The organism is Pedobacter sp. PLR, assembly GCF_026239675.1.
GTDB lineage: Bacteria > Bacteroidota > Bacteroidia > Sphingobacteriales > Sphingobacteriaceae > Pedobacter.
In genome coordinates this window covers 779,214-796,569 of record NZ_JAPIVQ010000003.1, presented here as the reverse complement: position 1 = coordinate 796,569, position 17,356 = coordinate 779,214, and the positions used below count along the sequence as shown (strand labels likewise).

General features: G+C 36.4%; 16 protein-coding genes. All 16 read right to left on the bottom strand.

All coding sequences use genetic code 11. The annotated features are described in order from the left end of the window. Nucleotides 1–171 precede the first annotated feature (171 nt). The 16 genes from OQX61_RS10615 to OQX61_RS10540 all read right to left on the bottom strand — a co-directional run bounded on the left by OQX61_RS10615 (nt 172) and on the right by OQX61_RS10540 (nt 17,307). Nucleotides 172–582 carry a hypothetical protein gene (locus OQX61_RS10615; protein ID WP_265841635.1) on the bottom strand — a complete coding sequence of 137 codons (411 nt, stop codon included), beginning with the start codon at nt 580–582 and terminating at the stop codon, nt 172–174. A 414-nt stretch (nt 583–996) separates the two neighbouring features. Next, nucleotides 997–2,040: a DUF2931 family protein gene (locus OQX61_RS10610; protein ID WP_265841634.1), complete on the bottom strand. Its 1,044-nt coding sequence runs from the start codon at nt 2,038–2,040 to the stop codon at nt 997–999. A gap of 83 nt (nt 2,041–2,123) precedes the next feature. Continuing rightward, nucleotides 2,124–3,164 carry a hypothetical protein gene (locus tag OQX61_RS10605; RefSeq protein ID WP_265841633.1) on the bottom strand — a complete coding sequence of 347 codons (1,041 nt, stop codon included), beginning with the start codon at nt 3,162–3,164 and terminating at the stop codon, nt 2,124–2,126. 21 nt (nt 3,165–3,185) lie between these two features. Further along, nucleotides 3,186–4,199 carry a hypothetical protein gene (locus tag OQX61_RS10600; RefSeq protein ID WP_265841632.1) on the bottom strand — a complete coding sequence of 338 codons (1,014 nt, stop codon included), beginning with the start codon at nt 4,197–4,199 and terminating at the stop codon, nt 3,186–3,188. Nucleotides 4,200–4,201: 2 nt separating this feature from the next. Beyond that, on the bottom strand, nt 4,202–7,246 hold the full coding sequence (locus OQX61_RS10595) for an OmpA family protein (RefSeq protein WP_265841631.1): 3,045 nt from the start codon (nt 7,244–7,246) through the stop codon (nt 4,202–4,204). Between the two features lie 18 nt (nt 7,247–7,264). Next, nucleotides 7,265–7,741: a DUF4280 domain-containing protein gene (locus tag OQX61_RS10590; RefSeq protein ID WP_265841630.1), complete on the bottom strand. Its 477-nt coding sequence runs from the start codon at nt 7,739–7,741 to the stop codon at nt 7,265–7,267. Between the two features lie 16 nt (nt 7,742–7,757). Continuing rightward, entirely contained in the window at nt 7,758–8,756 is a 999-nt protein-coding gene (locus tag OQX61_RS10585) for a hypothetical protein (RefSeq protein ID WP_265841629.1), read from the bottom strand. A 15-nt stretch (nt 8,757–8,771) separates the two neighbouring features. After that, nucleotides 8,772–10,166: a DUF2235 domain-containing protein gene (locus OQX61_RS10580; protein WP_265841628.1), complete on the bottom strand. Its 1,395-nt coding sequence runs from the start codon at nt 10,164–10,166 to the stop codon at nt 8,772–8,774. Continuing rightward, nucleotides 10,150–11,271: a DUF2931 family protein gene (locus OQX61_RS10575; RefSeq protein WP_265841627.1), complete on the bottom strand. Its 1,122-nt coding sequence runs from the start codon at nt 11,269–11,271 to the stop codon at nt 10,150–10,152. Before OQX61_RS10575 ends, OQX61_RS10580 begins: the two co-directional genes overlap by 17 nt. Continuing rightward, nucleotides 11,268–11,441: a hypothetical protein gene (locus tag OQX61_RS10570; protein ID WP_265841626.1), complete on the bottom strand. Its 174-nt coding sequence runs from the start codon at nt 11,439–11,441 to the stop codon at nt 11,268–11,270. Before OQX61_RS10570 ends, OQX61_RS10575 begins: the two co-directional genes overlap by 4 nt. A gap of 3 nt (nt 11,442–11,444) precedes the next feature. Beyond that, nucleotides 11,445–13,307, bottom strand: coding sequence for a phage baseplate assembly protein V (locus OQX61_RS10565; protein WP_265841625.1), 1,863 nt, complete (start codon nt 13,305–13,307; stop codon nt 11,445–11,447). A 299-nt stretch (nt 13,308–13,606) separates the two neighbouring features. Beyond that, nucleotides 13,607–14,002 (bottom strand): type VI secretion system tube protein TssD, encoded by a 396-nt coding sequence (gene tssD, locus OQX61_RS10560; protein WP_265841624.1) that lies wholly within the window; start codon nt 14,000–14,002, stop codon nt 13,607–13,609. A 44-nt stretch (nt 14,003–14,046) separates the two neighbouring features. After that, a complete protein-coding gene (gene tssD / locus OQX61_RS10555) occupies nt 14,047–14,442 on the bottom strand; it encodes a type VI secretion system tube protein TssD (protein WP_265841623.1) in 396 nt (131 codons plus the stop codon). Nucleotides 14,443–14,759: 317 nt separating this feature from the next. Further along, entirely contained in the window at nt 14,760–15,332 is a 573-nt protein-coding gene (locus OQX61_RS10550) for an NAD(P)H-dependent oxidoreductase (protein WP_265841622.1), read from the bottom strand. A 121-nt stretch (nt 15,333–15,453) separates the two neighbouring features. After that, nucleotides 15,454–16,842 (bottom strand): DUF5458 family protein, encoded by a 1,389-nt coding sequence (locus tag OQX61_RS10545; RefSeq protein WP_265841621.1) that lies wholly within the window; start codon nt 16,840–16,842, stop codon nt 15,454–15,456. Nucleotides 16,843–16,860: 18 nt separating this feature from the next. Then, nucleotides 16,861–17,307, bottom strand: coding sequence for a hypothetical protein (locus tag OQX61_RS10540; protein ID WP_265841620.1), 447 nt, complete (start codon nt 17,305–17,307; stop codon nt 16,861–16,863). Nucleotides 17,308–17,356: the final 49 nt, after the last annotated feature.

Genomic DNA, 17,356 nt, shown 5'->3' with positions numbered 1-17,356 from the left:
GAAATAACAAAACATTACAGTCGAAATTCTTCGTGATATCATATTCTTTATATCTAAAATGAGATTTACAGGATTTATCTAACAGCCCCTTGCATCTATAAATAATTCGTAAATTGGTTTAGCGCTCATTCAGTTTCTGATTATGTTAATCGTTGCTTTTTCAGTTGAAAATTAATGACCAAGCCCTTTTAAATATCCTTTTGTATCGGGATTTAAGTAGGCGATCTTTAAGGTATATGCGTTTAAATCATCAATCGTTAAAAAATACAACTGTATCACTTTATCTTTTGTAGTCCAGGTATAGGTTGGAATTCCGTCAGATTGGGGAACTACTTTTAACGTAGCGGTCTTGTTCTGCTTTTTTAATACCTCAAATAAAGCATTATACTCTTTCTGACCCCCGTTATGCAAATTTTGATTTTCAAGAATTATCCTAATTAATTTGTTAGCTGGTGTAGCACTTGCATATAGTTGGCTGAACCCAATTTCTTTTGAATCCCAATAGCCAAAACTCCTTAAATCAGGATCTCTCATTCCAAATAATGGGGCTCTCCTCTCCACAAAATTTAAGTCCCCGTACATTTCACCCTTGTTTATGGTATAATTCGCTCTCCGTTTGTATTGTTCAAGGAATGGCTGATCAGTGATATTATATATTGTGATCCGTTTAATCTTTAGCGGTTCGCTTTGATTATTTGTATGCACCTTTGGTCCCAATTTATCTTCTTTTCCATAAGCTAGTTTAGCAAAAAACTTATCTAAGTTAAGTTTTTGGAAATCAACCTACGCGAGATCAATTGGCTTCCCCCGTTCTAAAACCAGGTTATTTCCATCGGTTTTACAACTGCTCATACTAAGGAAACATAGCACTGAACATAACATTATTTTTAGCTTATTTTGTTTTCTTTTCATACTGAGCTATATAGTTTTCATTGGGATCATAATATACACCCTCATTTAACAAATGAGGAAGAGACTTCTATTTCTGCCATCATATCAATCCAGATCTTCACTAATCTTAATTTTACTCCTGGTCAGTTTTATTTCTTTCTCTTTGTTTTTTAATGACACCTCAGCAGTCATTCCATCTTCATTCAATTTGATTATCAGATCGATAGAATTAGCACCACCAAGTTTCGAATAAGCAGCGAGTATCTCCTTTTCATCAAAAGGCCTGATTTCGAAACCATTCCTTTTTCCTCCTTTATCTTTCCAGATCAGCGTAATGTAATTGGGAACAGCTCTTGAAATGTATCGATTACTGATCAGTTCTTCTCCGAACCTATTTTCTTGTTCTCCGTTTAGGTAACTATAAAAAAGTGTTGCAGCTTTCCCTCCATCTGGAAGGATAATCTGCGGGCGCCAATCGTAACGCTTCCGATAAGCCTCATAAATGTCCATATCCGGCTGTCCATACTGCTTAATTCGAGCTTTGATTTCTGGCTTCATCACCATATCATCTGCCAGTGTAAGCTGAATATAATTAGGTTTGAACATATACTTAGCATTCTCGTATGCTTTCACTGCGGTAACAGTCGTATCATGCGCTTGGAATGTGCCTACCTCGGTTTGAAAACCTGCACCACTAAGCCAAACCATTACCCTACCTTTTGGTGCTAGGCCAACTTTAATCAGTTTATAGGTTTCCTTCTTATGATTCATGGTATTGATAAAACCTTCTCTAAACAATTTTACGATGCGGTTCTTATCGAGCTTCCATTTGCCGGTATAAAATTTATTTTCAACTAGCGAAAGCCAGGTAAAACTTAAAGAATCGGGAGCTTCCATTTGCTTAGTGGAAACTGACATAATACCTCCATCATTTCCCCAGCCCGTATTTTGTGTTCCCCAAATGGCATCAAAGTCATAGGTAAAGTCACTGGCAATAATTGCGCCTTTGTAAACTTCTATAGGGTATTCTTCTGGAGCTGAGACTGTTCCCGTCCACTCGAATTTTTCTGCCACTTTTTGTCCTTTACAACCTATAAAGGCCAATAATGTTAGTAGAAGCAGCAAGTATTTGTTTTTTTCTGACTTCATAAATTGTGACCATTTGATACATTTTTTTGACTGCCATATTCATTTGATCCGTTTTCTATTTTTTGTCAAAATCGAGCATGTTGTTATATTATTTCAAAAGTGTCTTTTCCTTTAGGAATATGTAGGTATAGTCGTTCAAACCTCGATCTTATTTCTCCTTCTTTAGTTTTATAATCTCCCCAAATAGGTTTTTCAAATCTAAAAAACAAGTCATTACTATCTAATTCCAAACACACTACTTTACCATTTCCATATAACTGCATGCGATAATTAGCTAAAGGATCTAATTTAAAGCTTGGCTCTGTAAACATAAAATCCCCCTCATCAACGGTTTTTCTGATCAGCTCCTCGTCTAGGTACTCTGAAATAATTTGATAAGTATCACTATTAAAGCGCAGTTTCGCAACTTCATTTGCTTTTTTGTCCTGAATAAGATTCCAATAATACCTATAGGCTGCTTCAGTTTTATTTAAAAGTTCTATCTGATCAATTTTACTAAGATCCTTACTGTTTTCCAGAACGTCTAAATCGTAAGGTACTTTCGCTTCAAAATCAAAAGTGTAATCATAATAATCTTTCCCATCCCCTATAAAAGACTTGCCATCGGTTTTTGTAGCCGCATGGTGTGTAAGTAGCAATTTTCGGTTTTCAAAACTATTTACTGTATCCGCATTGTTGCGTACATATAGTTTAATATCAAATTTTGTATATAGAGTTAGCTTATTAAAACCTTCGCCATATGTCCTTTTAGTTTGCGGATACAAACGATACGTAATCGTCTGTTTACCTGACTTCTGAATAAAATTATTCAAATTAATAGGCGACATTATCTGGCCATCTTCTACATAATGAAATACCGGAATATCGTTAACCAGTATCCGAAAAAAGCATTGTTCATGATTTACATATAAATAGTAAAAAGGCTCGTTCGAATAACGTTGTATTTGCTTAAGTTCTTGAGCTAAGGTATTAGCAGAGGTAATTACTTGCTTGTTTGAATCAGTGATAGATAGTTTTATGTTATGGGCAGATTGTTTTTTTTGATTGCAAGCTCCTATGCAAAAGAGTAACGATATCCATATATACCTTACTTTCATTTCTGATGTTATAAAATATTTAAACATAGCTTACCGCTTAAAATGACCTTATATAATTTCAAAAGTGTCCTTTCCTTTAGGGATATGTAGATACAGTTTAGTAAAACTTACCCTGGTTTCACCTTCACTGGTCTTGTATTTACCCCAGATAGCCCATCTTTTTTTAAGCCGTAAATCATCACTAGTTTGCTCTAAACAAACAATTTTACCATGCCCATATAATTTCATACTGTAATTTTCCAGTGGTTCCAATTTAAAGGTAGGTTCAGTAAAATCGAGTAATTCATCATTCCTCCCCTTTTGAATCAAATCTTGATCCAGGTATTCTGAAATGATTTGCGAAATACCAGGGGTGAAACCTAATCTGAAATAATCATCTTGATTCTTTTTGTTTATAATATCCCAATAATAATGATAAGCTATTTCTGTCTTCTTCAGTAATTCTTTTTGATCCAGCTTAGTTAAGTCTTGACTATCTTCCAGACCCTTCAATTGATAAGGCACTTTTGCCTCAAAAGCAAAGGTATATTCATAGTAATCTTTCCCATCGCCGATAAAAGATTTTCCATCGGTCTTTGTCGCAGCATGATGTGTAAGCAGCAATTTCTGGTTTTCGAAACTATTTGCCGTATCGGCATTGTTGCGCTTATATAGTTTAACATCAAATTTGGTATATTTAGTCAACGCGCTAAACCCTTCACCATATGTTCTTTTGGTTTGAGGATACAAACGATAAGTAATGGTTTGTTGACCAGATTTACTGATGTAGTTATTTAAGATAATAGGCGACATAATCTCTCCATCTTCAAAATAACGGAATATAGGTACATCGTTTATTAATACCTGAAAAAAACATTGAGCATGATTTACATAGATATAATATAACGGTTCTTCCGAATATCTTTTAATCGCTTTTAATTGATGCTGTAATGAATTCTCTCCTGTAATTTTTTCCTTATTAGATTCGGTAATGGGAGGTTTGGTAATATCCATATTCTTTTGTTTTTGTTTGCAGGCTCCTACACTTAATAGGATCAATAAGATTGTGTATTTGATTTTCATTTTTATTGGTTGTTCTTGTAAAATAAATTAACCTTTGCCATTATAAAGGTTTTATCTTTAAATAAATGAAATTGGGTATCAGCCAAATTATGTTTTTCATCTCCATCCCACGAACTATTATCTTTATTTGACTTTACTACTTCAAGACTAATTTTACCCTTAATTCCCGAGAAATAAATTTTATCCTCATAAAAAATCCCCTCAGTTTCGTTTGCTCCGTAGGTACGAGTGTGTACCAGGTGAGACTCAAGAGTGGCTCCTAGCGTCGCATCATATTGTGTATGGTTGTTCTTAAAAAAAGTAGAAGCCAGAAATGGTGATATCGGGAGGCAACCGACAACATGTATGCGACCTTTTATCATTAATTCTGCCTCCATTTTTATCGCTGTATCTCCAATTACTTTACCGGCACTATTGCTAAACCCTTGCTCTAAACTATTCTTAATACTTACAGGCCCCGCAAATTGCTCATGTGGTGCTGGAGACGAAATTTTAATTTTATATTCTTGGTTTATGCTTCCGCTAAACATAATTTTAATCTTCGCATCGTAACCCGCACGGTCTAACAGTGTCTGCAATCCTTTCCCAATCCCTCCTTCCGCTTTACCTCTAGCAAAGTTTCTGGAGGTTTTATAAACATTATCCTTTAACGGATCTTTATCATCTATTTTTTCTTTTTTCAGGTTGGCAAATTCGTCTTTGTAGCCCATTTCGCCATCTTCTTTTTGCTCTTGAGTAAGCGCCCTTTTTATAAGGGCCTCTAAACTGAGACTTTTCTCAAACTTGATACCAATTACCGGATCAGCCTTTACATTAAACTCGGTGACATAGTGAATCAAACCCCCTGTATGTTTTTCTAAATAGGTTGCATAAGTAAAGGCAACTTTAGGAAATATGAATTCGAATCCTAAATCATCTACCTTATCTCCTACCTCTTTAACCTTTTTTATTAGGCGAGCGGCCTTTTTTAACTTTGGCAGTTTTGTTGCAGCAGATTCGCCCATAGTAAGAATGGCAATAATCAGTTCAACAATCATTACAAGAATGGTAAGGGTTAAAATCCCTTTCTCCACCAAATCCCTGTTATTGTCGGTGTAGTTGGTTAACTCACTAAACTTGCCACCACTGTAATTCCATTTTTTAGCATACCCTATGCCATACATCTCTGCTTCTGACACGAAAAAATCGATCGCCAAATTGGTAAGCATTTTGTAAGCATCTCCCATTGGAAAATAGGTTAATACACTTAAATATAGGTCTATATAATACTTGGCTCTTTCATGCAATCCTTTAATCCCTTTAATTATCGATATAGGTTCTGGTTTACCCCGATATACAATTGGGTAATCACCATCAAAATCGTAAGTAGCCTGTAGAATCCAAAGGGCATCCGTAAAAGCATTAATGACCAGCGTGGTTTTATTAGGATTTGGAAAGTATGCACAGGAATGGATTCCTATTTCATACCTGTTGGGCTTTAATCCCAATGCTGAGGGAAACATATCGCCTTCAAAGGAGAATATCTTTAGTTTTGCCTCTTCACCATTAAGTGAAATATCATTGGGTATATTTCTAACACCATCATAGTTTACGATTTCGCTATATTGGATCGTCGTATGGTCATGCTGTTTTTTTCCCTTTACCTCGGTAAGGCAGGCTTCTGTAACAAATTTTTTTACAAAAATTGAAAGGTCAACCGATTCTTTAAAATTGGGTGTTATCGTATTATAGAAAAGTGTTTTTAAATTATTCACCTTAAAGGTGAGCACTGTTTTACGGTTGATTTTATGAATTGGGCGATCTTCGTTGGTGATATAATCAAATTGTTTTGCAGCTCTCTCTCCATGGTAGAAAGCTTTTAGCTTATTTTTAACACCATTAGTATTAAAATAACTTAAAATGGCATTTGCCCTTTTCTCTGTTAACACATCATTATAGGCATGACTATTTCTAATATCTGCATAGGAATCTATGGTAACGGGTACGTGTGCATTTTGTTTAAGATACTTAATAATATTATTCAGTAATTGCTTACTAGCATTAGGCACCTCATACTGATCTGTATCATATAAAACATTTAGACTGAACAGAAATTTATCTTCCGAAACACCCATTTTGAACGGATTTGACTCATTAAAAACCGTTTCAGGGGCTTCTCTATCATAAATATTAATTTTAGAAAAGGTACAATGATCATACTTAACAGGCTTTTTTTCTTCTTCGCCGATGGTAATTACCTTATTACCTTTTGGTAATGGCACTACCCTAGCAATTATTTTACCGAAACTGTTTTTAATGAATAAGTGGGTTGCATGCTTTAAATCACCTTTTGGTGTGGTATCTTTAATATAGTCTGTAGTTCCTTCTACACTCAATTGGACGTAAAACTGTTCAATAGGTTTCTCGGCACCGATTTCTTTTTTCCATTGTAATACATCATTATAACTGATGTGCACATCTAGTGCACCATTAATACAGGTCTGGGTATAAGTTTTCCTAATTTTCGGATTATCATCTCTGAACAGATTAAATTCACAGTTATATATATGAACAGTACAGTTGTACCCATTCAATCCTTCTAATTCTAAATGTAAATGAAGGGGAACATTATATTGAGTGGGATTACCGACATGTATTTCCTTACTATTTCCGTCAATATCTTCTTTCCAATAAGAACTTACTACTCTTGGTGGACTGTAAGCACGCACAAACAAGCCCGTGCCACCTGATAAATCCTTAAAACCTGTTAAACTTGCTTCAACATAATAGGAAACCTTACCTGCCTGAGCTTTTGAAATAAATAAAGTATATGGTTTTGTACTCGCCTGGGTGCCTTTATAATAATCCACTTTTTGATCTGCAGATTGTCTCATCCAGGTTACCTGTTTTTTCTTATCTGCTTCTGTTGTACCAGGAAACCACTCACCTATAACAAAACCTACGGTAGATCCTCCGTCTATAACAATAGAGTAGTTTGGCTTAGATTTATCTTTATGCACTCTGCCTTCTCCATTCCAAGCGATTTTTTTTATACCTTTCTTTGCCATGTTTTTAGCCTAATACTATTACCCGTCAATAACACCATTATTTAAATCCTCTGTTTCTTGCATATCCTTAGCAGCAATCATCGGGTTAAGCGTTTTCTGCACCCCTTCATTCGCATTGTCAAAATTCTGTGCGGTAGGTTCTGCCATTTGTCCATGTTTAATAATCTTAATACAGTCTGCACCGCCAACCGGGCAAGTAGCTTTAGAACTTTCTAAAAGAATTTTCCCACCGTTATCGAGCAAGGTATCCTCATAGAAATCTGCCCATTTTGTTACCACCGCTGTACATGGAGAGTTGTTCTTTTTTGAACAGCTTCCAAAAGTGTTTTTTTCAAATGTTGATCCTATATCTTTATGGGTTGCAATTGGTTTTTTACTCCCATTATCATCATTTGCATAATTTTTCTGGTTTGTTAAAACTTTCAAATTATCCGGACTTGTACCAAAATTGCACAAGCAAACAGCACCTTGAACTACAATATGTTTTTCAGCCATACTACTCTATTTTAAGCTATTTAAACCAGTTACCCCAAAAGCCTTTTTCACTTTTGTTTGTTTTATTCCCATCCAAAAACACTAAATTTTCTATCGATGCTGCTGCTATATTAGTTGGCAACTTTTCATTGCTTAGCTTATCTGTTGTAAATAGTTTTAATGTTACTTTTTTCTCCGTAATTTCTTTAACCCACCACTCAGCAATGATCATCTGTATCGCTTTTGAAACTGGGCTTAATATGTATTTTGCCTGATAGCCACCTGTTGCTAAGTTTATTTCATCCTGCTCTAGTATCCCTTGGTGTTGTAATTGGAGCGCTCCAAAATGATTCGTCCGTGGGTTTACACTTTCTACCGTTTTATAACCTAAAGCCATGGGGTCAAGATTAGGAAAAACCAGTTGCTCTTCTAAATTTAACTGCGCGTTATAGTTTTTGTAAATCGATTGAAAATAAGTCTGAATAAACCAGTCCTCCCGAAAGCAAATCTGTATAAAATTATCCTCCATTAATCTCTCATCCATTAAATGAATGTATTTGGCAGCATAAGTTCCCTCAAAATAATTTTCAATATCTACCCTAACCTTCGTCCACCTTTTCCTTATTTCATTACAATTTTTAACACCCAAAAATTTCCCATCCCGTTTTGTTTCGACTATCAAAGGATAAAAGATTTTGCCAGCCTCGTAAGCAAGTTTATCTGCAAGTAATTCAGGAATTACCTCATTAATATAAACGGGACTGGTTCGGTCTAATTGCCACAAAAAATTTTGCTCCTCATTTAGCCCCAGGTAGGTTACTGATAGCTCGTATTTGATTTCATGCCATAAGCCTTCTTCTTCAAAAAGGATGACTAGTCCATAATGCTGTTGATCGCCTTTTTCTCCAAACTTTCTTTCCAGCCCGAAATTCCCATCAAATTGAATAGGTTGATTTGCTTTTTCAATCGTTTCAATTGATATTTTTTCTTCTTGAGAAACACCACCGCCATCAAATAATAATTTTTTGTAATTCATACCTTCAGTAAAAACCTAATAAGGGACTCTCACTCTATCTGGTGTGGGGTCCATTCCCACACCTTTATAATTGGCCGACCAATGAAGATACCCATGTCTTAAGGCACGTAAATCTTTTTGCTCTTGCAGTTCACGCTGGTATTCAGCGTACCTGGGCTCATTTGTTTTTACACCTTTATATTTCAAGTGTACATCTTTAAACCATTTAAAGGTGTACGCATTTCCGTTATTAAAAACATAGTTTTTAAGTTTTTTTCTCGCCCTTACCAATAATTGATCGTTGGAAATATCATATTTAATTTCTTCTAACAATTTTTTATTAATAGATATAGCATTATCAAATTGTTTTGCATAATCAACCATAATATGCAAGGGAACATAACTATAGGTATGTTTAAGCCTGCGCTTGCCTGATAGTTCATGATTAGGGCCCCAAAAACTAATAGCAAATTCTTCATCTAAATACCAACCCTGCTGCACCAATCTGTTTTTTTCTGCCTCTAACTGGTATTTTGAACCCTCTAAAATTATAGCAACCTTTTCCGTGCCACTGGTATAACTGCCTCCAATATCGCAATGTACCCCAGGGAGGCTCCGCTCCAGCCCGGTATGCGCATGTGTAAGTGCAAAATTTTCTCTGTGCTCATTTTCTGCGGTTAAATGCAATACACATTTAGCCTTTTGTATGTTATTTAAGCTCAGTTCTGCTACATCGTTTTTAAAATTGTGGCTTATGGCATCTATCGATACTACAGACGTCGCTTTGGGCTCGTAAGAAGAAACGGTATCGTAAATACCCAAAAAACGGATTTCCAGTTTTTCTACAGTTATTTTCTTGTCTTTTAAATATTTAGCCAGGTAACCATAGGCAGGTGTTGGATTTACACCTTTAATCTCTGCTTTGCTTACCTCTGAAACAAAATGCCTGGCAGCGGTAGCGCCACGGCTAAAGCCAAAAACATCAAGCTTAAGTACAGTTATTGTTTCCCCTTTTGGTAATGTAGTTACCAAAAGCATGCATCCTTTGTCTACACGGGCTTTTATACCTGTTTTGCCAGCACCAAAAGCATAACCAGGTATATCATCATCGCCTATATCAGTAGTGCCCATACCTTCTACGTATACACTTTGTTTATCGTTGTAACCTTCCCAAATACGGGCCACATTGCTATATTCGTTCTGGTAACTGCTTTTTTCATCATCAATTCCATATTTCCTATAAGCTTTCGATTTTTTCCCATCTGAATCACTGATCTCCTCCCACTTACTCTCTTTATGATAAGCTAGCCTACCTTCAGTATTGGTTTTATTATTCAGTGTGCCATCGAAAAAAACAGCTCTAACAACTAATACTTGTTCTTTATCTTTCGGTGGAGGAGTATAAGTGCCAAATTTAATATTCACTGCCATAGTTATTGATATGATAATGCACTTTTTCTATTTGTTTTTTGATGTTTCCTTGCTCTAAGCTTATAATGACGGCCTTTTTCTGCGGATCTATTTCGATGATTAATTCGATGGGGCTGTTTTTATCGGGAAGTGCCCCAAATAGCTGTTCTACTTCGCCACCCTCAAAATCTAAAGGAATCTCTTTACTATCGCCGTCATCAAAGTACTTTCGAAGATATCCTTGGTCGCCGGTTAGTACCATAAAACTCTCATACTTATTTCCATGCCAATCTTCAAACTTCAAGTTTATAAAATAAGGTAAAGCTCTTTCTGCCAATGGCAATGAATTACTTCCGACTGGAATATATTCTCTCTCCCCATTACACATCATCGCCCACCAGTTTTTCACCTTGAAGCCATTTGGGAGTACAAACCTAGGCTGCCAGTTATACTTTTTTCGGTAGTCAACTAAATAGATACTGGGATTGGGATAGCCGTGTTGCTTTATTTTCTCCTGTATTTCTGGTTTTACGATCATTGTGTCTTGCAACACATAATCCACATATTTTTTCGTGAACATATATTTATCTTCCTCTAGAACCTTAGCAGTATCTATATGGGCTTCCTCTGCTTTAAAGGTGGCCACTTCTACCTGGTTGCCAGAGCCTTCGCCAACCCAGAGGCTAATATGGCCTTTCGGTGCCAAGCCCACAACAAAAGTATTGTATGTGCTTGTTTTTGATGTGTCTGTAATGTCAGGAAAACCCTTTTTAAACAGTGCCAATATCTTATCTTTGGGCAGGGTAAACTGGCCTGAGTACACCTTTTTTTCTGCAAATGATATCCAGGTAATACCCAGATAATCGGGCAAGTGTTTGGTATCAGGGCCTGCGCCTACCGTACGTCCTCCACTACCCCAACCAGGAGTATGGATACCAAAATGACCGAAACTCTGTCCATAACCTTCCCCAGAAATTTCGCCCTGTACAACTTCTATCGGGTATTCCTCTGGGGCAGACAGTTTACCCGACCAATCAAATTTTTCGTCCATATTTTGTGCTTTACAACTTATTATGGTTAGTACTATTAAAAAAAACAGAAAATATAATTCACCTTGTTTTTTCATGTTTTATTCCCCCTGCCTACAATCTTTTTGTTACATGCTAATGTTAGATTATTGTGTGCTGCTTCGATATTCACCTGATCGGCAACCTTCTCAAGTTTCTTTTCTACACGGAGCACGTAATCAGCACTAACTTTTATCGTCATATTTTTCGACCGCTTAATTATTGCCATAACCTAAAACATTTTTGATTTTTCAGCACTATTGATCTCCACAATTTTCCCACTCTGAAGCGTCATATTTTCTCGTTGACTAAAAACGGTTATCTCACTTGCCAGCTCGTTGGATGTTTCTGAGTGTCTTAAAAAATCTTTGCTTACCATCTCTGTTCGGTTATCAGAACTTTCTTGAATATCTCCGGTAGCAGTTAACGAAAAATTATTCCCCGCAGAAGTGGTTATATCTTTCCCGACCGAGACTGTTTGATTCTCTCCAACGTTGGTAGATTGATCTTTACCCACTTGCACACCCATGTTTTCCTGTACATTAATTTGCATATTCTTGCAGTTTAATGTCATGTTCTCCAAAGCCGTAATGGTGATGTTATTCCCCTTGGTATCGATATGGATAATGTTGCTGTGTATATCAGTAATTTTTATCCCCTGAGTATTCGGATCATCATCAAACTCAATCAGGTGCCCACTTCTGGTGATGATACTTTTAAGGTGATTTTTAATTAAGGGACTACTATCTACACTGGAACTATGATACACACTTCCCATTACTACCGGTCGTGCAATATTTCCTTCTTCAAAAGCGATCATCACCTGATCATCAACCTCTGGTATAGCAAAATATCCACGGTTATTCCCCCTATCTCCTACTCCTGCACTAGGGCTAACCACACGCAGCCATTCGGTTACATCGTTGGTTAAACATTCCCATTTAAATTTCACCTTAATACGGCCCTGGCCCTGTGGATCGTTATTATCAATCACATCTGCCAACTGCATATCTGGATGTGGTTTTTCGAAGTTTTTAACCAATAAGCGTTCGGTAGTAGATATTTTCCCTTCGAAAGTGTTATGGTACTTACCATTTTCATCGATATGATGTTTGATACTGGTAATCAAAAATTTACCCAAACTTTCTGATTTAAAGGCCAGTTCTTTACGAATACTCATCGTAATTTCAGCGATGCTACCGATGCTAAGTCCGGCATTATCGCCCCTGGCTGTAACTTTTAAAAGCTCACTAGTATTGGCTTTCTCTTCGTTTTCTACCAGGTTTTTAATGTCGTTGCTGTTATCTACCCTGATTAACGAAGGTTGGTTGAAGGTTTTACTAAAAGTAAGGTTTGATGCTTTAATCGCATGTGATAAATCAGGTGTACCCTCTGCCTTACCGGTACTCTCGCTCAACAACATTTCATTTTGCTTTGGATTATAAGAGAACCGCTTATTTTTAATCGGCGCTATTTCCATCGCATATTGCATTTCCTGAACATCTCTTCCGTAAAATAGCGCTATCTCTTTTTGTTCGTTGGGTTTGCCAAAGTTGAGTTGCTTACCATCATAAAAAAACCACTCATGGTACTCGGCCGAAAGCCGGTTAAGGAATGCAAAATCACTTTCCCTATATTGGATCAGGTAATCAATTGATGTAGTTCTGGACGCATTGGCCACAACTTTTAAATCATTGGCTGGCGTATCTTTCGTTGCTAATTTTACAATTTCATTTAGATCCTTGTCTAAATAAGAACCTAAATCTGGCCCACGGTCAATCAAAATCGTAGGACTATAACCACTTACAATTAAAATCCCATGGTAGCCATGACTTTGCGACAGCTCAACTTTAGATACCAAACCCACAAAATTCTGCATGCCTTCCGGGGAATGACCAAAAGATGCAGTTAAGGTTTTACCTACAAAATCGCGACTATCATCTAAGCTGATTAAACCAGGCGCCCCCATCTGATCATGGTTAAAACGCAATTCGAAATAATGATGATCATTAAAAGCCTGTTGCAAGCTAAAGGAAGCAAAATGTGTAATTTCCTTATCCTCAATATTGATTTCTGTAATTAGTTTCTTTTCCATATTAATTATAAATCATGATCACAACAATTACCCGAAAATTATATTATGAATTTGTATGCGCGCCGCCCATTCCAGGCACCTATTACCTTGATACCAGTGATCGTTTTTTAATGAAGTTTTTTGGAGGTGGTTAGACATAGCTTAAGCTTAGATTTATTTTTTTTGAGTTGACATAGCAAAACCTTAAAGACATTAATAATGTATTTTAAGACCTAAAATTTAGTCCGGTAAAAAACATGAACGAACTAAAAGCGACTGGCCTGAACCAGTCGCTTCGATTGATTTTATGCGCTAAATAGTTAAGATTTAGGCCAATCATTTTCATGTTCTGCGTTGCCCAGCTTTAGCTTACGGGCTGACACCACAAAACTTAAGGTCATTGGTGTCTTGTCGTTTACCGCAATACCTTCGTTATATTGGATGATATAACCATCTTCAAAAGACAGTTCTTTCATTTTTGAATCCTCTTCTCCTTTTTTGAACACCAATGTTCCGGAAAGAGGCTTATATTGATTGTTAACCATTGATTCGATCACTGAAGTATCTTCAGTAGATTCGATTTCGATGTGGATGGTACCACCATAAACACCAGATGATGGACGGCCTTTTGCGTCAACATCTCTGTTTAGTGAAAAGCTGCACTGTAGTACATCAAATTCCTTTGATCCTAAGTTTAAACGGGTTTTAAATGCCATGATAATTTTATTAATGTTGAAAGATGGATAATTGTGGCCTTTCGTTAAACTTTTGGCCAATCGTTAAGGTGCTCAGCGCTACCTAATTTAAGCTTACGAGCAGAAATCTGGAACTTGAGTGTCATCGGGTGATCGCCCACAATGTTTATCCCTTCGGAATATTTAACAATGTAGCCATCCTCGAAATTAACTTCTTTCATTTTGGCATCTTCATCAGTTTTCTTGATCAGAAGTGTTCCTGAAATGGGTTTGTACTGGTTGTTTACCATCGCCTCTACAATTGAGGTGTCTTCCGTTGACTCGATCTCAATGTCGATGGTACCGCCGTAAACTCCGGAAGATGGTCTTCCTTTAGCATCTACGTCACGGTTTAATGAATAGGCACAATGAAGCACATCGTACTCCTTGCCTGATAAATTTAATCTAGCTTTGAAAGCCATAGTCTTAAAATTTAAAGGTTAAAAAAATTGATTATTGTAGCATCCACTACCGGATCAATTCAAACCAAATATCAGGCCAACTATTAGATTAACTGCTCATACACAAGGAATAAGCTTATTTTAAAAATGGCAACAAAACTCCTAAATCAACCTAAACAACTTGAAAAACGAATATTTATTAAAGAAAATATGTGGAAAGATTTTTAGTTATTTTTAATATTAAAAATACAGGATTATACTACATCACCAAAATAACTGTAGTAATTTCCCCCGGCATGTAGCCTTTTAGGGCACAACTTTATAAAAAAAGATACTGATTAAATCAACTTTGCACCAAACTTTTCCATTTTAGCCAGCCACTTCTGACTGTAATGATTTTCCAGGGAATGTAATTCTCCAATGGTATTAGTGAGTACCGGATTCATTTTACATTTTTCGAAAACAACTTTCTTAATAGAAAGATAAGTTGTTTTCTTATTTGCTTTCCATTCTTTAAAAGTTGCTTCATCCAGGATAGACACAATCCTCGCCGAACGGCCACTAAAATTGTTATTTACATTTTGCTGCTGAGCTGTAAAGATCTGATCAGGCATAAACAGCCGGTCAAAAAAACCTTTAATCTTTGCTGGAATATGATCTACATAGACCGGACAAAAAAGCACAACATGGTTACTTTGCCTAATCGCCGTTAAGGCTTTTTGCAAATCGGGCTCCAACTCGGCAATTTGTCTATTGTTAAATAGTTTGTTCGAGTTAAATATCAGATCAATGATGGCCAACTCCCTCACAGTTGCGCCAGCACTTTCTGCACCTTGCTTATAGGCGTTAATCAGGAAATTTGTAGATGTGTTTTTTTCAATATCCCCATTCAGGATCAGTACTTGTTTCATTTTTTTTGATTAATCTGATCGGGATGATGCATTACAAAACTATAAAGATTTTGGTATTGTCATGCATATTCCATAAAAAAACCAACGCTAAGGCTGGTTTTTTATTTTCAGCTATCAAAAACTATTGCTGGTTGTACTCTGTATTCCAGGTGGTGTTTTCATCCTCACCTTTATGTCCATCAAGTTTTACTACAAAACTTTTAGCTGGAAAATAAGGTGTGATGTGGATATCTAAATGGATTCTATCTTTTTGAAGTTCATCTCTTTCAAAGCGCATAATCTTAAATCTTTCAATTAAGCGATCTGCACCTTGAATTCCATCTAAGAATTTAACAATTTGACCACGCAAATCCTGCTCTGTTTTAGAAGTCCAGTTTTCGAATGCTCTCCTGTTTAAGAAATCGAACAATACTTTAGTAATGTAATCAAATACACGCACTACAGAATAAGTTTGCAAGCCAATATTATCTCCATTAAATAAGGTTTTAGCGGAGAAAGCCATTACTTTCCCATATTCATTAACCATTGGCACCAGGCCTACTCTTTCTAAGTGTGATATTTCGCTTTTCTTTAAGTCGAATTTTACACCATCTACCTCGTTCATTGCACCATGTTTTTTACCCGCAGTAACCTGCGACATTAAAGTGTAGTACATTTTACCTGCAAGTGCGGCCGATCCAGGCACAGTAAGATCATCTTCTTCTCCAACTTCAGCAACTTTACCGCGGCCAACCAACCAATTACAAGTCATAATCACATTAGATCTAAATGCATCAGCACCGGTAAGATTTGCTGCCGTAAATAAATCAAGCACATCATCTGGTTGATCAAGATCGGCAAAATCTGTTACCAGCATTGCTTTGTTATTGTGCGCTATTTTGCCCCATCTTTCTAATACCTTGTTTGAGCCCATGTAGCCAGGCACTACCATTAATGAATAGTTCTTACGAAGATCTAAACGGTCATAATTCTGCTTTAACTCATCATCAACATATTCAATAAAGCGGGGATTATCTAAATCTTTAATCTGATCCATTGATGCGTTTAACAGCACCACATTTTTAAGTTTATCAGATTCGGTATTTTTATAAAATAAATGGACCGATCTATAAGCTTGCTCCAGTTCTCTGCTACTTTCCAGCGCCTTTCCAATATTTTTCTTCAAATTTTGTTCAGCAACATCAAGTTTTTCAGTGCTTTTTTCTACCATATCTGCAACAGAAGTAGAAGACTCAAGCACGTCGATCCAAAGCTGAATTTTCTTTTTCAGCTCTTCGCGTTCTTTCTTCTTCTCATCGCCGGTTAAGAAGATCTGCTTTCTGGCTTTTCTTTCAGGGTTCAAATTCTGAAGGCCATCAACGGTCGCTTCTAACAAATCGAAACCACCAACCCTGGCCAGCTTTTCTAAGTTATCTTTAAGTGACGTCTTTTCTATGGTTTTGACTTCGGCTGGTTTAAAACCCGCCTGAGATATATTTTGGTCTGTTTTTAATTCTTGAGGATTTGACATGTTTTCTCAGCGGTTAGGTTATTTATTTTGCTCCAGTTCATCAACAAAGTTCTTTAAAGCACTAATGAAGGCCGACTTAGTTTCTTCGTCATCCAGCGTAGCTTTTAAGGTTTTGTTAGATTTTAATTGTTTAATTACATTAAGCGACATCTCTCTCTCGATGTTCACATTAGTTAAGTAGTTACTCTGATTGATGATATTTTTCACACCGAAATCTCCCAGATCGTTAAAATTTATCGTTTCAACAACAGTAGATCCGTCTTGCTTTTCGAAAGCTACTTTTACATTTGGTTTATAATGTTGGAATACTTCCTTCACGGTTTTTAATCCTTCTACCTTTTCTGGTTTTATAGGTTCGTTATCGGTAAGTTTCTGCACAAAAAGCGTTTTGTTATGGGCAATTTCTGCGAAAGCTTCTGAAGTATCAACTTTCCGTTCATTACCTCCAATTTCATAATTAAACATAGTTTGTTGATTTAGGTTTGCGATTAATTTTTCTAATAATATAATAGTT

Bases quoted from the DNA above. Each gene is read 5' to 3' on its own strand.
- OQX61_RS10615 (WP_265841635.1), bottom strand. From the start codon at position 582: ATGTACGGGGACTTAAATTTTGTGGAGAGGAGAGCCCCATTATTTGGA.
- OQX61_RS10610 (WP_265841634.1), bottom strand. From the start codon at position 2,040: ATGAAGTCAGAAAAAAACAAATACTTGCTGCTTCTACTAACATTATTG.
- OQX61_RS10605 (WP_265841633.1), bottom strand. From the start codon at position 3,164: ATGTTTAAATATTTTATAACATCAGAAATGAAAGTAAGGTATATATGG.
- OQX61_RS10600 (WP_265841632.1), bottom strand. From the start codon at position 4,199: ATGAAAATCAAATACACAATCTTATTGATCCTATTAAGTGTAGGAGCC.
- OQX61_RS10595 (WP_265841631.1), bottom strand. From the start codon at position 7,246: ATGGCAAAGAAAGGTATAAAAAAAATCGCTTGGAATGGAGAAGGCAGA.
- OQX61_RS10590 (WP_265841630.1), bottom strand. From the start codon at position 7,741: ATGGCTGAAAAACATATTGTAGTTCAAGGTGCTGTTTGCTTGTGCAAT.
- OQX61_RS10585 (WP_265841629.1), bottom strand. From the start codon at position 8,756: ATGAATTACAAAAAATTATTATTTGATGGCGGTGGTGTTTCTCAAGAA.
- OQX61_RS10580 (WP_265841628.1), bottom strand. From the start codon at position 10,166: ATGGCAGTGAATATTAAATTTGGCACTTATACTCCTCCACCGAAAGAT.
- OQX61_RS10575 (WP_265841627.1), bottom strand. From the start codon at position 11,271: ATGAAAAAACAAGGTGAATTATATTTTCTGTTTTTTTTAATAGTACTA.
- OQX61_RS10570 (WP_265841626.1), bottom strand. From the start codon at position 11,441: ATGGCAATAATTAAGCGGTCGAAAAATATGACGATAAAAGTTAGTGCT.
- OQX61_RS10565 (WP_265841625.1), bottom strand. From the start codon at position 13,307: ATGGAAAAGAAACTAATTACAGAAATCAATATTGAGGATAAGGAAATT.
- tssD (WP_265841624.1), bottom strand. From the start codon at position 14,002: ATGGCATTTAAAACCCGTTTAAACTTAGGATCAAAGGAATTTGATGTA.
- tssD (WP_265841623.1), bottom strand. From the start codon at position 14,442: ATGGCTTTCAAAGCTAGATTAAATTTATCAGGCAAGGAGTACGATGTG.
- OQX61_RS10550 (WP_265841622.1), bottom strand. From the start codon at position 15,332: ATGAAACAAGTACTGATCCTGAATGGGGATATTGAAAAAAACACATCT.
- OQX61_RS10545 (WP_265841621.1), bottom strand. From the start codon at position 16,842: ATGTCAAATCCTCAAGAATTAAAAACAGACCAAAATATATCTCAGGCG.
- OQX61_RS10540 (WP_265841620.1), bottom strand. From the start codon at position 17,307: ATGTTTAATTATGAAATTGGAGGTAATGAACGGAAAGTTGATACTTCA.